Annotated in this window: 15 protein-coding genes; 10 read left to right on the forward strand and 5 right to left on the reverse strand. The window is 66.4% G+C overall.

Features of this window, described 5'->3' with window-relative positions:
- Positions 1 to 25: 25 nt before the first annotated feature.
- From HWX87_RS18140 to HWX87_RS18150, 3 genes are all read right to left on the reverse strand, one after another.
- Positions 26 to 1,279 (reverse strand): DUF2957 domain-containing protein, encoded by a 1,254-nt coding sequence (locus HWX87_RS18140; RefSeq protein WP_176048399.1) that lies wholly within the window; start codon positions 1,277 to 1,279, stop codon positions 26 to 28.
- Between the two features lie 73 nt (positions 1,280 to 1,352).
- A complete protein-coding gene (locus HWX87_RS18145; protein ID WP_176048536.1) occupies positions 1,353 to 2,966 on the reverse strand; it encodes a DUF2957 domain-containing protein in 1,614 nt (537 codons plus the stop codon).
- A gap of 617 nt (positions 2,967 to 3,583) precedes the next feature.
- A complete protein-coding gene (locus HWX87_RS18150; RefSeq protein WP_059239182.1) occupies positions 3,584 to 3,880 on the reverse strand; it encodes a cupin domain-containing protein in 297 nt (98 codons plus the stop codon).
- Positions 3,881 to 4,303: 423 nt separating this feature from the next.
- Between HWX87_RS18150 and HWX87_RS18155 the strand changes: the two genes are divergently transcribed.
- The 4 genes from HWX87_RS18155 (at position 4,304) to HWX87_RS18170 (ending at position 8,487) form a co-directional block, all read left to right on the forward strand.
- Positions 4,304 to 5,248, forward strand: a complete 945-nt coding sequence (locus HWX87_RS18155; protein ID WP_176048400.1) for an ABC transporter ATP-binding protein — start codon at positions 4,304 to 4,306, stop codon at positions 5,246 to 5,248.
- Between the two features lie 3 nt (positions 5,249 to 5,251).
- Positions 5,252 to 6,013 carry an ABC transporter permease gene (locus HWX87_RS18160; RefSeq protein WP_176048401.1) on the forward strand — a complete coding sequence of 254 codons (762 nt, stop codon included), beginning with the start codon at positions 5,252 to 5,254 and terminating at the stop codon, positions 6,011 to 6,013.
- A gap of 151 nt (positions 6,014 to 6,164) precedes the next feature.
- On the forward strand, positions 6,165 to 7,589 hold the full coding sequence (locus tag HWX87_RS18165; protein WP_176048402.1) for an MFS transporter: 1,425 nt from the start codon (positions 6,165 to 6,167) through the stop codon (positions 7,587 to 7,589).
- A gap of 196 nt (positions 7,590 to 7,785) precedes the next feature.
- On the forward strand, positions 7,786 to 8,487 hold the full coding sequence (locus tag HWX87_RS18170) for an MBL fold metallo-hydrolase (RefSeq protein ID WP_176048403.1): 702 nt from the start codon (positions 7,786 to 7,788) through the stop codon (positions 8,485 to 8,487).
- Between the two features lie 46 nt (positions 8,488 to 8,533).
- On the opposite strand, the gene HWX87_RS18175 is transcribed toward HWX87_RS18170, so the two are convergent.
- Positions 8,534 to 8,764, reverse strand: a complete 231-nt coding sequence (locus HWX87_RS18175; RefSeq protein WP_046549636.1) for a hypothetical protein — start codon at positions 8,762 to 8,764, stop codon at positions 8,534 to 8,536.
- Positions 8,765 to 8,972: 208 nt separating this feature from the next.
- Here HWX87_RS18175 and HWX87_RS18180 point away from each other — a divergent pair, with 208 nt between their 5' ends.
- From HWX87_RS18180 to HWX87_RS18205, 6 genes are all read left to right on the forward strand, one after another.
- Entirely contained in the window at positions 8,973 to 9,404 is a 432-nt protein-coding gene (locus tag HWX87_RS18180) for a YciI family protein (protein WP_176048404.1), read from the forward strand.
- Positions 9,405 to 9,509: 105 nt separating this feature from the next.
- Complete coding sequence (locus tag HWX87_RS18185) at positions 9,510 to 10,316, forward strand: DinB family protein (RefSeq protein ID WP_176048405.1); 807 nt, start codon at positions 9,510 to 9,512, stop codon at positions 10,314 to 10,316.
- A gap of 166 nt (positions 10,317 to 10,482) precedes the next feature.
- Positions 10,483 to 11,361 carry an alpha/beta hydrolase family protein gene (locus tag HWX87_RS18190; protein ID WP_176048537.1) on the forward strand — a complete coding sequence of 293 codons (879 nt, stop codon included), beginning with the start codon at positions 10,483 to 10,485 and terminating at the stop codon, positions 11,359 to 11,361.
- Positions 11,362 to 11,436: 75 nt separating this feature from the next.
- Complete coding sequence (locus HWX87_RS18195) at positions 11,437 to 12,330, forward strand: LysR family transcriptional regulator (protein WP_176048406.1); 894 nt, start codon at positions 11,437 to 11,439, stop codon at positions 12,328 to 12,330.
- Between the two features lie 135 nt (positions 12,331 to 12,465).
- Positions 12,466 to 12,792 carry a carboxymuconolactone decarboxylase family protein gene (locus tag HWX87_RS18200; protein WP_059239151.1) on the forward strand — a complete coding sequence of 109 codons (327 nt, stop codon included), beginning with the start codon at positions 12,466 to 12,468 and terminating at the stop codon, positions 12,790 to 12,792.
- A 49-nt stretch (positions 12,793 to 12,841) separates the two neighbouring features.
- Entirely contained in the window at positions 12,842 to 13,849 is a 1,008-nt protein-coding gene (locus HWX87_RS18205; RefSeq protein ID WP_176048407.1) for an aldo/keto reductase, read from the forward strand.
- A gap of 100 nt (positions 13,850 to 13,949) precedes the next feature.
- Here the strand turns inward: HWX87_RS18205 and HWX87_RS18210 are convergent, their stop codons facing one another.
- Positions 13,950 to 14,180: a hypothetical protein gene (locus HWX87_RS18210; RefSeq protein WP_176048408.1), complete on the reverse strand. Its 231-nt coding sequence runs from the start codon at positions 14,178 to 14,180 to the stop codon at positions 13,950 to 13,952.
- Positions 14,181 to 14,251 lie beyond the last annotated feature (71 nt).

A 14,251-nucleotide genomic window follows, 5' to 3' on the forward strand; every position in this document is an offset into this window, starting at 1 on the left:
CCGCCGTGTCTCCATCCACACACGGTCACTGCACGAACGCGCCGACCGTGAAGTACGGGTTGCTCGTATCGGCCATGTCGAGGAACCCGAACACGCCGCCGGTGAACACGAACTTGCCGGTCGCCGGCCCCGACGCCGCGTCCGCATGCACGGTCGTCACGACGCCCGGCACCTTCTGCGTGTAATCGAGGTTCAGCGCGCGCGTGAGCGCGGCCTGCGACGCGTTGAACGGATCGAGCAGCGTGGCCTGCGCGCCGATGAGCGCGGTCGCGCGGTAGTTGAACGCGCTGTCGACACCCGTGTACTCGCCGTCCTGCGAGCCCTGCGCGATCGCCGTCTGCGGGCTCAGGAACGAGATGCCCGATTCGTCGTCCGCGCTCGGCGGGCCTTGCGTGAGATCCGCATTCGCGGCGCCGGTGCGGATGAAGATCGGCACGAGCTGGTTGCGCAGCTTGCCGACGATCAGGATCCCCTTGCCGGCTTTCGCCGGATCGAGCGCGGCGAGCGTCGGCGGAATCTGCGGCTGGTAGTTGAGCGACTGGAATGCCGGCGCATCCGGGCGCAACGTGAACGGCTGGTTCACGGTCGCGCTCGACGCGAGCGGCTGGCCGCCGTTCTTCTTGCCGAAGTTGTCGGTTTCCGTATAGCTGCCGTCCGCGTTGATCGTCACCTTCTGGTCGAGCGCCACCGGCTGGAAGTTCTGCGACGGCACCTGGTGATAACCGAGCTGGCTGTACGTGCCGGCGATCTTCGTCAGGTCGGTTTCCAGCGACGAGAAGCTGATGAACGGGTAGTACGGGAACGTCGTCTTCGGGATCTTGCCGACGCCGATCACGCCGTCGAACTGGATCGTCGCGCCGGGGATCGCTCCGCCCAGCACGCCTTCGCCGAGGAACAGCCGCGCGGGCCGGCTCGGGTCGAGGCTCGCGTTCTGCATCCGGAACGTGCACTGGTTCAGCTTCACCGTCGGCAGCCCCGTCTCGTCGGCCAGCGTGCCGTCGACCACGTTGGCGGGCGCCATGTCGCGCGTCGGCTGCACGGTGCCCGTCGCGGTCGGCACCGGCGACGCGAGGTAGGTCATCCGGTACGTCATCTTCGTCGTGTCGAGCTGCACTTTCACGAGCTCGCCGGATCCCGACCCGCCGATGAACACCGTGTTGTAGTCGATCGTCTGCGGGCACAGCCGGACCACCGGTGCGGGCGGCGGGTCGCCGTCCCCGCCGCATGCCGCCAGCACGGGCGCGAGCGACGCCGCGGCCATCCATTTCTTCACATTCATAGGAATCCTCTTGAAATTCGATTCGCCGGCGGCGACGCATGCGCCGCCGGTGTTACGGGTTCAGTACGCGGGGTTACTGGACGAACGCGCCGACCGTGAAGAACGGGTTGACCTGGCTGTTGTTGACGACCATCGCATAGACGTTGCCGGCCGTCACGATCCAGCCCGTGTCGCCCTTCTTGAAGATCGCGACGTTGCCGCTTGCACCCTTCGCGTTGAAGTCCTGCGTGGCCGTGACCTTGATCTTGCCGGGCGTGGCCTGCGTGTAGTCCAGCGCGAACTGCGAGGTCACCGACGACGTCTGCGGGTCGATGAACGCCGCGGTATTGCCCTGGAACAGCGTGGACGTATAGTTCGCGGCCATCGTCGAGACGGCAGTACCGTCGTTGCAGCTGCCCGCCTGAGCCAGGAAGAAGGTGCCGTTGAAACTGCCGGGCAGATCCGGGTGCGGCACGTTGTTGTTGAAGCTCGGACCCGAATTCGCGACCGCGAACGTCGCGGTGCTAGGCGCCACGACACCGCATGCGGACGCGCTCGTTGCGCCGATGAAGCCGCCCTTCAGCGAGTTTGCCGCGATGGCGGTGGTCGACGAGAGCATCGAGATCCCCACTTCGGCATCGGCGACCGACGCCAGCGCATTGCTCGAATCGACATGCGTGTAACCGACTCGAATCACGACCGGCACCCGCACGCCGTTCAGCTTGCCGACAATCATGATCCCCTTCGCCTGGCTCGGCGTCGCGATCACGATGCCCGGCGCCTGCCCCGCCACCGGATACGAGACCGCACCGAACTGGTTCGCCACGGCGTTGCTCACGAACACGTTGTCGGCCGATCCGTCCGCGTTCTTGCGCAATGCCCACGGCGACCCGGTGGTCTGGCACGAGTAGTCGCTATTCGGGGTGATCGTGCACGAACCGTCCGCATTGAGCGTCTGGTTCCAGTTGACCACGTCCGGCTCCCAGCCGACCGCCCCGGCACTGCTCTGGGCGCTGCCGCCGACGGGCGACAGGTGGATACCCACTTCGTTGTAGTTGCCCGCGACCTTCGTGAAATCCGTTTCGGTTTGGGTAAAGCCGATGAACGGATAAAAATCGAACGTGCGCGACGGCACGACACCCAGCACGAAGCCGGGGAACGGTTCGATCCCGGCGAACGCAATCGTCGCCCCCGGAATCCCGCCGCCCACCACGCCATTGCCGACGAACAGCATCGGCGGATCCGCGCGATTGATCGTCACCGAGTACGCGCCGTCGCTCGTCGCGCCGCTGTCGAGCACGAACGCGCAGCGGTTCTGCTCGGCGGTCGGGAGACTGGTCGGATGATGGAACGCGCCGCTGATCGTCAGGCCCGCACGCGTGTTGTTGACTTGCCCTGCCGAGGTCGGCACCGACGATTCGATGAACTGCATCTGATAGGTGAGCTTCGTCGTGTCGAACTTCACCTTCACGTACTCGCCGCTGCCGGCGCCGCCCGTATACGTCGTCGTGTAATCGAGCGCGTCCGGACACAGCTTCGTCTTGACGGGCGGCTCCGTGATCGGACCGCTCGGCCCGCACGCGCTGCCCGAGCACTGCGGCACGTTGATCGGCCCCGGATCGTCGCCGCCGCCGCAACCGGCGACGAACGGCAGCGCCAGCACCGCGCACGACAGAATCGCCTTCCGCCATTCAGGAATGCAAATCATCAACCCCTCCTTTTCAGGTACGACAAGTCTCGTCCGGCCGGGCTGCATGGCCCGCCGGTTGGTATCGCGCCGCCGCACGAACGCGCGGCGCATGACGGTGCGCGCAAGACGGCCGCGATGCCGGTCAGGCAGGTGCGGCATGCGCCGCGGCGGCAGACAAGCGCGCTCCCGCAGCCCCGTCATGCGGCACGGCGCCGTCGGAACGATCGAAACGGAAAGTGGTTCGCCGCTACACGGCGAGGTGACGACGCAGGCACGCGACGTGAGTCGCGCCTGCATTCAGCGAAAAATCGGGAAACGGCAGTCCGGCTGGCCCCGCGGATAGGCGTCTCATGGTGTGGTCTCCATCCGTACGCTTGATTCGTTATCGTGATGCGTCGTTTGTCGAGACTATGATCGGACCATTCAAACAAGTAAATGGATGCAGAGTTCCAAACGAATGAAACCGCGCGATCCTAGCGTTTACACGGTATTTGACAGATTTTCAAACAGCCTTCATTTTATTTGCTCAGACAAATACCGGGGCCGTGGAACACCCGTTTGAACGGCAACCGTCAATCCGCGCCGGGCCAGGCCAGACGGCCTTCAGCGGCCCGCACGCATGTTGCGGCGCAACCTTACACGTCGATGATCGCGAGCGTGCCGTGGCTGCCGGGCAGCACCGCGTGGCGGATGCCGGCACGCGCAAGATACATCTGTCCGGCCCCGACCACGACCGTTTCCGCTTCGACTTCGAGCATCAGCGTGCCGTCGAGCACCAGCAACCCCTCGTTGTAGTCGTGTACTTCCGCTTCGTACGGCTGCGCGTCCATGCGCAGCACCTTGATCCGGGCCGGCCCGACCTCGCCGACGATCGTGGATTTCCATGCGGCGGCCTGAGCGTCCGCCACGGATTTGAAATCGATCAAAGACATGCGCCCTGCTCCGTGAACGATGAAAGGAACGCATTATCGCGAGCGCGATGCGTGCCGTCCCGGTACGGCGCACGGGCCTTCGGGCAGCACAGTCGGCGCGCCGCGCGCGCGGAAACGCGGCCACGGCCCGATTCGCTGAAAATGCGCCGAATTGTTCGTTCAGTTCAAATAAAGCTCGCCTTTGTTGATCGTTGCGCGCTTGATTCATGCAAATCCGGCACTGTCGCTGCCCGTCTTTTCCATCAGAATGCATTTCGATCTTCCGATTGCTAATATGGCGGTCCCGCGATCCCGCACCACAACGCCGTTCGACATGACGCCCGTTCGCCATGCCGTCCCCGGTCCCGGCCGCTTCGCAGCGGCGGCGACACCGGGCACGCGCGGCGCAGCGCGTCACGCCGGCCGGCCGTGCCATCCGTGAGCATGCAACCGATCCTTTCCGTCTCCGACCTCTCCAAGACTTACGCGTCCGGCTTTCAGGCGCTGAAGCACGTGACCCTCGACATCCGCCCCGGCGAGATCTTCGCGCTGCTCGGGCCGAACGGCGCCGGCAAGACCACGCTGATCGGCTCGATCTGCGGCATCGTCACGCCAACCGAAGGCCGCGTGACGGTCGGCGGCCACGACATCCGCGATCAATACCGCGCGGCCCGCGAAATGATCGGCCTCGTGCCGCAGGAGCTGACCACCGACGCGTTCGAAACCGTCTGGGCGACCGTGTCGTTCAGCCGCGGGCTGTTCGGCAAGTCGCCCGATCCCGCGTACATCGAGAAGACGCTGAAGGCGCTGTCGCTGTGGGACAAGCGCGACAACAAGCTGATGACGCTGTCGGGCGGCATGAAACGCCGCGTGATGATCGCGAAGGCGCTGTCGCACGAGCCGCGCATCCTGTTCCTCGACGAGCCGACGGCCGGCGTCGACGTCGAGCTGCGCCGCGACATGTGGAAGCTCGTCGATTCGCTGCGCGAAAGCGGCGTGACGATCCTGCTGACCACACACTACATCGAGGAAGCCGAGGAAATGGCCGACCGGATCGGCATCATCCTCGGCGGCGAGCTCGTGCTCGTCGAGGAAAAGCGCGAGCTGATGCGCAAGCTCGGCAAGAAGCAGCTGACCGTGCAGCTCGAGCACCCGCTCGCGGACGTGCCGCCCGCGCTCGTGCCGTTCGGGCTCGAACGCGCGGACGACGGCGCCGCACTCGTCTACACGTACGACTCGCATCGCGACGACGCGAGCATCGCCAAGCTGATCAACGCGCTCGGCTCGGCCGGCATCGGCTTCCGCGACCTGCACACGACGCAGAGCTCGCTCGAGGACATTTTCGTCAGCCTGATCGACAACCGCCGCAACGGCGTGCAAGGAGCCTGACGCATGAACTGGCATGGAATCCGCGCGATCTACCGCGCAGAAATGGCCCGCACGCGCCGCACGCTGATGCAGAGCATCATCGCACCGGTGATCTCGACGTCGCTGTATTTCGTCGTGTTCGGCTCCGCGATCGGCTCGCGCATCAGCGACGTGAACGGGATCGGCTACGGGTCGTTCATCGTGCCGGGCCTCGTGATGCTGTCGCTGCTGTCGCAGAGCATCTCGAACGCTTCCTTCGGCATCTACTTCCCGCGCTTCACGGGCACGATCTACGAGATCCTGTCCGCGCCCGTGTCGTACTGGGAGATCGTGATCGCGTACGTCGGCGCGGCCGCGTCGAAGTCGATGCTGCTCGGCGTGATCATCCTCGCCACGGCCGGCCTGTTCGTGCCGCTGCACATCCTGCATCCGTTCTGGATGGTGCTGTTCCTGGTGCTGACGGCGATCACGTTCAGCCTGTTCGGCTTCGTGATCGGCATCTGGGCCGACAGCTTCGAGAAGCTGCAACTCGTGCCGCTCCTCATCATCACGCCGCTCACGTTCCTCGGCGGCAGCTTCTATTCGGTCGACATGCTGCCGCCCGCGTGGCGCGTCATCACGCTGTTCAACCCGATCGTCTACCTGATCAGCGGCTTCCGCTGGTCGTTCTACGGGCTCGCCGACGTGCACGTGTGGATCAGCCTCGCCGCCACCGGGCTGTTCCTCGCGATCCTGCTCGCGATCGTCGCGTGGATGTTCCGCACCGGCTACAAGCTGAAGAACTGACGTGGCACGCGCCGCCCGCCGATGACGCATTTGGGCAAGCAGGCGGCGCTTTTCCTCTGATGCGGCAGTTTGTGGTCGCGTCTACTGAACGTGAAGCATCGGGGCCCTGGAGCATGCGCTGCGCGGCCCCTTTTTCATTTCAGAGGACGCCATGCCCGCCGCCACCGCTCCCGCCTCCGCCGCCGCCCGGCTCGAACGCCTGCCGTTCTCCGGCTATCACAAGCGCATCTTCTTCATCATCGCGATCGCGTTCTTCTTCGACTCGGTCGACCTCGGCACGATGACGTTCGTGCTCGGCTCGATCCGCAAGGAGTTCGGGCTGTCGACCGCGGCCGCCGGCCTCGTCGCGAGCGCGAGCTTCTTCGGGATGGTGATCGGTGCGGCCGTCGCCGGCCTGCTCGCCGACCGCTTCGGCCGCCGGCCCGTGTTCCAGTGGAGCATGGTGCTGTGGGGCGCCGCGTCGTACCTGTGCTCGACCGCGCAGAGCGTCGACGCGCTGATCGTCTACCGCGTGCTGCTCGGCATCGGGATGGGGATGGAATTCCCGGTCGCGCAGACGCTGCTGTCCGAGTTCGTGCCGACCGAGAAGCGCGGTCGCCTGATCGCGCTGATGGACGGCTTCTGGCCGCTCGGCTTCATCACGGCCGGCATCGTCGCGTACTTCGTGCTGCCGCAGTTCGGCTGGCGCACCGTGTTCGCGCTGCTCGCGATTCCCGCGGTGTTCGTGCTCGTCGTGCGCCGGATCGTGCCCGAATCGCCGCGCTGGCTCGAGCATGCGGGCCGGCACGCGGAAGCCGACACGGTGATGCACACGATCGAGGCGAAGGTGATGCGCTCGGCCGGCGTCGCGACGCTGCCGCCGCCATCACGGCTCGCGGAACCGGTCGTGGCTCGCGGCCACGGCGCGCTGCTCGAGATCTGGAGCGGCGTGTACCGTCGCCGCACGGTAATGGTGTGGCTGCTGTGGTTCTTCGCGCTGCTCGGCTTCTACGGCCTCACGTCGTGGCTCGGCGCGCTGCTGCAGCAAGCCGGCTTCGAAGTCACGAAATCGGTGTTCTACACGGTGCTGATCTCGCTCGGCGGCGTGCCGGGCTTCCTGTGCGCCGCGTGGCTCGTCGAACGCTGGGGGCGCAAGCCGACCTGCATCGCGTCGCTGATCGGCGGCGGCGCGATGGCGTATGCGTATGGCCAGAGCGCGCTGTACGGCGGCAGCACGACGCTGCTGATCGTCACGGGCCTCGCGATGCAGTTCTTCCTGTTCGGGATGTGGGCCGCGCTGTACACGTACACGCCCGAGCTGTACGGCACCGGTGCGCGCGCGACGGGGTCGGGCTTCGCATCGGCGATCGGGCGCGTCGGTTCGCTGATCGGGCCTTACGTGGTCGGCGTCGTGCTGCCGGTGTTCGGCCAGGGCGGTGTGTTCACGCTCGGCGCGCTGTCGTTCATCGCGGCGGCAATCGCCGTGTGGACGCTCGGAATCGAGACGAAGGGGCTCGCGCTGGAACAGCTCGCGGCAGGCGACGAGACGGGTGGCAACGGGCGATATGCGGCGGCGGCAGCGGACAAGCTGTCCTGACCGACGGGGTTCGCTTTCGGGCCGGGAACGCGTTCGGCGCCGTTCCCGGCCGCTGCGAAAACTGACAGGCGTCGCATCCGGCGCGACGCTGCTAGACTGCATCGACGTAGCGGTTCACGCACGGCACTTGCCCGCTATGCCGCGGCGCTCGTGCGACGGTGCCGTCCCGCCCACTCCTCGCGCGAGGATTGCATCGATGGACCACGCCCGTATCGAAGAAATCCGCAGCGGCCTGTTTCGCGCGACGACCTACATCGACAAGCTGAAGCTCGGGTTCAGCCAGTTCTTCGTCCGCGCGCCGGACGGCGACGTCGTCTGCATCGAAACAGGTACGCGCGCCAATTTTCCGCAACTGAGCGCGAGCCTCGCGACCGTCGGCATCACGCCGTCGAAGGTGAGCAGCGTGATCGTTCCGCATTTCGAGGTCGACGAGATGGGCGCGCTGCCCGACTTTCTCGCGGCCAATCCGGCGCTCGTCGCGTACGGCCATCCGATGTGCACGCACGGGCTGGCCGATATCTTCGGCGTGCGCGCGAAGCCGCTGAAGGACGGCGAACCGACGACGATTTCAGGCGTCGACGTCGTGCCGGTCTTTACGAAGCATGTGCACCAATGGGATGCGCTGGTCGTGTACCTGCCGGCGTACAGGGCGCTGCTGTCGTCGGACATCCTGATGCGCTTCGGCGACGAGGACACGGACGACCCGTTGCCGGTCATCCTCGAATCGATCCGACGCTCGGACTACCTGCCGTCGCTCGCGCACATGGCGAGCGCGCTGCGCCGCATCCAGGCGCTCGATCTCGAGATCATCCTGCCGATGCACGGCCCGGCGATCACGCACGACATCCCGCGCGTGCTCGCCGGTGCGATCGCGCACTGCGAAGCCGCCGCCGCGTAAGCCGCGGAGGCGGCAATCCAGCGTTGGTATGTATAGCCGGTGCCGGTCAGGCGCCGGCGACGACGAACTCTTCGGCCGCCTTGCGCTGGACCGCGGCCATCACGGCCAGTTCGCGCTTGCTGCGCGTGTCGCCGGACACGACACCCGTCGCGTTCTTCGCCTTCGCGCCCAGCGGGAAAAACACAAACGACGCGCCGGCCGGCGCAGCCGGTTCCGCACGCAGGCGTTTGTTCAGGATCTTCAGGTATTTCTTCTTCGAGACTTCTTTAGCAGCCATGGCATCCTCCGCGTCAACGTGGTGAAGATCAGCATACCAGTTTTGGCGGCGCGCTCCGCGGCGGCGCCCGCCGGTGCGCCCGCCGTCGAAAATTCTTCGCGCGCGATGTCGATCCGCGTGATTCCCGCGCGTCGTGTTGTCGTAACCGATCGTTTTGCCGTCGATACGGCCGGCGGTTCCCCCGATTCATTATTCAGGAGATAAGACAATGCGCGTCATGGTCATCGTCAAAGCCACCGCCGATTCCGAATCCGGCCGGATGCCCGACACCCAATGCATGGCCGAAATGGGCCGCTTCAATGAAGCGCTGGCGGAAGCCGGCATCCTGCTCGCCGCGGACGGCTTGCACGCGAGCATGCGCGGCAAGCGCGTGCATTTTTCCGGCAAGGACCGCTCCGTCATCGACGGCCCGTTCGCCGAAACGAAGGAACTCATCGCCGGCTACTGGCTGTGGCAGGTGAAATCGATGGAAGAAGCCGTCGAATGGGTAAAGCGCTGCCCGAACCCGATGCCGGGCGACTCCGACATCGAGATCCGCCCGCTGCTCGAGGCCGAGGATTTCAGCCCGGCATTCACGGCCGAACTGCAGGCGCAGAAGGCGCGACTGAGCGCGGAACGCGACGCGCGGCAGAAGTCCTGAGCGGCAGGCGTGCGCGAGCCTCGCGCGCGCCCGGACGAACCGGTTGACGAGCACCCGCTTGGTAACGTATCGTTTTGATACGTTACCAAGCGGAGCCCATTCGCCATGCATTCCCGTTTCGACCGTTTCCGCACCACCGCGCTCGGCGCCCAGCTCGAAGCGCTGATCGAACAGCCCGGGCGCTATCTCGAGTTCGCGGCGCTGTCGCGTGTGGGCGTCGCCGCGATCGGCGCGATCCAGGACGAGATCGCAGGCAAATTCCCCGAAATCGAAACCGACACGACGGCCCGCCAGTTCTGTGGCGCGATGGTCGCGGAAGTCATGCGCCGTCACAGCCACGAGGTCGTGCAGGCGCGCGGGCGGCTCGGCGGCGCGCTGTTCAGCTATGGCGCGGTATTCAGTGCATTTCCGCACCGGCTGCCGTTCGCCGACGTCGTCGCCGCGCTGGCACGCATGCCCGACCGGCTCGCCGCCTATGCCGCGCATGTGCCGGTCGCCCTGGCCACGCGCCGCCCGGCCGGCACCGGCTTTTCGCTCGTCGAGCATGCGTGCCACCTGCGCGACCTCGACACCGTGTTTGCCGAACGCATCGACGTCGTGCGCACGGCCGAGCTGCCGGTGATCGCGTCGGTCGACGGCACCGTGCTCGCCGCGCAACGCGACTATCTCGCGCAGCCGCTCGACGCCGCCATCACCGCATTTCGCACGCACCGCGCCACGCTATGCGCCACCGCCGCCGCGCTGGAACCGTCGCAGCTCGCACGCTGCGGGCTGCGCGACGGCATCCGCCGCATGTCGCTCGACGAACTCGTGCGCGAACTGCTCGACCACGACCGCACGCACGTGCTCGAACTCGACGAACTGCTCGCCGAACTCGACTTGCCACCCCTTCCCGCCGTATCCACCGAATGACCCAGCTCACGCCCGTCGTATTCATGCACGGTTTCGTCTGCGCGCCGCCCGCCTGACAAGACGTAGGGTTTGCCGAAATATGGTTGAAAGGCGCGGTTGCTAGAGTCGCCGGAACAGGGTTTCCCCGGCGCCCGGCGCCGGACTGGGTCGACACATGCAAGGATCGATGAACCTGGCGCGTACCTTCTGGCTGCTTCTGCTGCTCGCCGTCACGAGCCCTGCCTTCGCGTTTCATGCGCGGGTCGTCGCGATCCCGAGCGCCGCGATGAGCGAGACGCTGCAGGCGACGGTCGTGCTGCCCGATGATTACGCGCGCGGCAACCGCGGCGGCGAACGCTATCCGGTCGTCTATCTGCTGCACGGCTCGGGCGGCGACCATACCGACTGGACGTCGAACACGCACATCGCCGCGCTCGCCGACCGCTATCACGTGATCCTCGTGATGCCCGACGGCGGGCACGAAAGCTGGTACATCGACAGCCCGTTCGATTCGGGCAGCCGCTACGAAACCTTCATCGGCGATGAAGTCGTGTCCTACGTCGATCTGCATTTCCGCACGATCGCGACGCAGCATGCTCGCGCGATCACCGGGCTCAGCATGGGCGGCTTCGGCGCACTGCGCATCGCACTCGACCGGCCCGACACGTTCGGCGCGGCCGGCAGCATCAGCGGCGCGGTCGATCCGCGCTGCTGCGCGGACGAACCGGGCATCGACCACGTGTTCGGCGATCCCGAACGCCATCCGTCATTCTGGAATCGCAACGTGATCGTCGAAAGCGCGCGTGCGTTCGTGCGCGCCCATCTCGACCTGACGATCGATTGCGGCCGCGACGATTCATTCGTCGGCTCGAACCGCACGCTGCACGAACGACTGCTCTCGCTCGGCGTGCCGCACGATTACACGGAGCGGCCCGGCGGTCATACGTGGGATTACTGGGCGAATGCGATCCGCTACCAGATGCGCTTCTTCGCGAGCTCGTTCCAGCATCGCGGCTACGCATACCGTCCCGCACCTGCCGCGCCGGGCATGACACGCGCGGGCTGAGCGTACGCCGCGCCGCCGCGCGGCCCGGTGAACGCGGTGGTACGATGCGCTGGCATCGACCATTCAACGCCTTCCATGCCGCGCGACAACTTTGCGGACCTCCTCGCCTTCATCGCCGTCGCGCGCGAGCGCAGCTTCACCCGTGCGGCCGCCCAGCTCGGCGTGTCGCAATCGGCGCTCAGTCACACGATCCGCTCACTCGAAACGCGCCTCGGCGTACGGTTGCTCACGCGCACGACGCGCAGCGTCGCGCCGACCGAAGCCGGCGAACGCCTGCTGCGCAACCTCGCGCCGCGCTTCGACGAAATCGAGGCCGAGCTGTCGGCGCTCGCGGAACTGCGCGACAAGCCGGCCGGCACCGTGCGCATCAACGCGACCGACTATGTGATCCGCACGCTGCTGTGGCCGAAGCTCGCGCCGATGCTGCGCGACTATCACGAGCTGAAGGTCGAGTTCGTGACCGACTACGGGCTGTCCGACATCGTCGCCGAACGCTTCGACATCGGCGTGCGGCTCGGCGACCAGGTCGCGAAGGACATGATCGCCGTGCGCATCTCGCCCGACCTGAAGATGGCGATCGTCGGCGCGCCCGCGTATTTCGCGGAACGCGCCCGGCCCGAAACGCCGCAGGATCTCGTCGCGCACGACGGCATCAACCTGCGCCTGCCGACGCACGGCGCGCTGTACGCGTGGGAACTCGCGCGTGGCGACGAGTCGCTGCAGGTGCGCGTCGACGGGCAGGTCACGTTCAACGGCACGTACGAAATGCTCGACGCGGCGCTCGCCGGCTACGGGCTCGCTTATGTGCCCGCCGAACTCGCGGCGCCGCACGTTGCCGCCGGCCGCCTCGACAGCGTGCTCGACGACTGGTGCCCGACGTTCCCCGGCCATCACCTGTATTACGCGAGCCGGCGGCAGTCGTCGCGCGCACTCGCGGTGATCGTCGATGCGCTGCGCCATCGCGCATGAGCCGGGCCGCGGGCGGCGGCGGCCCGCCGCGATTCATGAATCCGGTCGATAAGTGCATGCGAATTATTGGGGATTATCGATAGGCGTGCCGATGACTACCATCGTCGGTGTTCCCCACGTTCCCCGGAGCCCTCGATGTCCGAACCGACTTCCCCCGCGCACAAGGCATTCGGCGCCATCGCGCCCGCCCTCGCCGATTACACCGACAACGTGCTGTTCGGCGACGTCTGGCAGCGTGCCGGCCTGTCGCCGCGCGATCGCAGCCTTGTCACGGTCGCGAGCCTCGTGTCGCTGTATCGTGTCAACGAACTGCCGTTCCACCTGAAGAAAGCGCTCGACAACGGCCTCACGCGCGACGAGCTGATCGAGGCGATCACGCACCTCGCGTTCTATTCGGGCTGGCCGACCGCAAGCTCGGCGCTGCCGATCGCGCAGCGCGTGTTCGACGAAGCCGGCGTTTAAGCGCGGCCCTTCATTCAACCGGCAGGCGCATGCCTGCATGGAGCCTCACATGGATTACCGCTATCTCGGGCGCAGCGCGCTCAAGGTGTCGCCGCTGTGTCTCGGCGCAATGATGTTCGGCGGCGAGACCGACGAAGCGACATCGGCGCGCATCATCGACAAGGCATTCGACCAGGGCGTCAACTTCATCGACACGGCCGACGTCTATCACGCCGGCCGCTCGGAACAGGTCGTCGGCCGCGCGATCGCGCCGCGTCGCGACAGCTGGATCGTCGCGACGAAATTCGGCTATCCGGCCGGGCCGGACGCCGGGCCGAACCGGCAGGGCCAGTCGCGCAAATGGATCGTCGAATCGGTCGACGCGAGCCTGAAGCGGCTCGGTACCGATTACATCGACATCCTGTATTTCCATCGCGCGCTGACCGACGCACCGCTCGACGAAAGCATGCGCGCGATCGCCGACCTGATCCGGCAAGGCAAGGTGCGCTACTTCGGGCTGTCGAACTTCAAGGGCTGGCGCATCGCCGAGATCGTACGGCTCGCCGATCAGCTCGGCATCGATCGTCCGGTCGCGAGCGAACCGCTGTACAACCTCGTCGATCGCTCGGCCGAGGTCGAACAGCTTCCGGCCGCCGCGCATTACGGGATCGGCGTCGTGCCCTACAGCCCGCTCGCGCGCGGCGTGCTGACCGGCAAGTACGCGGTGGATGCGCAGCCGCCCGCCGATTCACGCGCGGGGCGCGGCGACCGGCGCATCCAGCAGACGGAATGGCGGCCCGAATCGTTGCATATCGCACAGCAAGTGGCCGCGCATGCGGCTGCGCGCGGCACGACGTCGGTCGCGTTTGCGCTTGCGTGGGTCATGAAGAACCGCATCGTCAGCTCGACGATCGCGGGGCCGCGCACCGAAGCGCACTGGGACAGCTACATCGATGCGCTGACGCTCGAACTCAGCCCCGACGACGAACGGTTCGTCGATGCACTCGTGCCGCCCGGGCACGTATCGACGCACGGCTACACCGATCCCGGCTATCCGGTCGAAGGCCGCAAGGTCTGAAGTCAGGACTGGATGATGGACTGACATGCCGGGCAACACGCCCGGCATGAGGTGGCTCGCGCGTCGCCCGACGCGCGAAGATAACGGAGCGACGAATCGGTCAGTTGCCGTGCGCGGCGTCCGCGCCAACGATGCGATCGAAAAATTCCTGTGCACGCGCCAGCTCGTCGAGTGCGCGATCGAGGCGCGACATCGCGCGTGCGTATTCGGCCGACGAAGCTTCGTCATCGCTTTCGCCACGCACCGCGCGAAACGCCTGATCGACGTTGCGCGTGGCTTCGACGAAGCGTTGCGCAGCCTGCGCTTCCCGCGAACAGATGTGGGTCGACATCGACACTCCTCCCTCAGGATTGCAGTGTGAAGCACGCCGACGCTCAGTGTGCGTGGTGCGCATGTCGGCGG

Source organism: Burkholderia sp. BCC1644, from assembly GCF_902833225.1.
GTDB lineage: Bacteria > Pseudomonadota > Gammaproteobacteria > Burkholderiales > Burkholderiaceae > Burkholderia.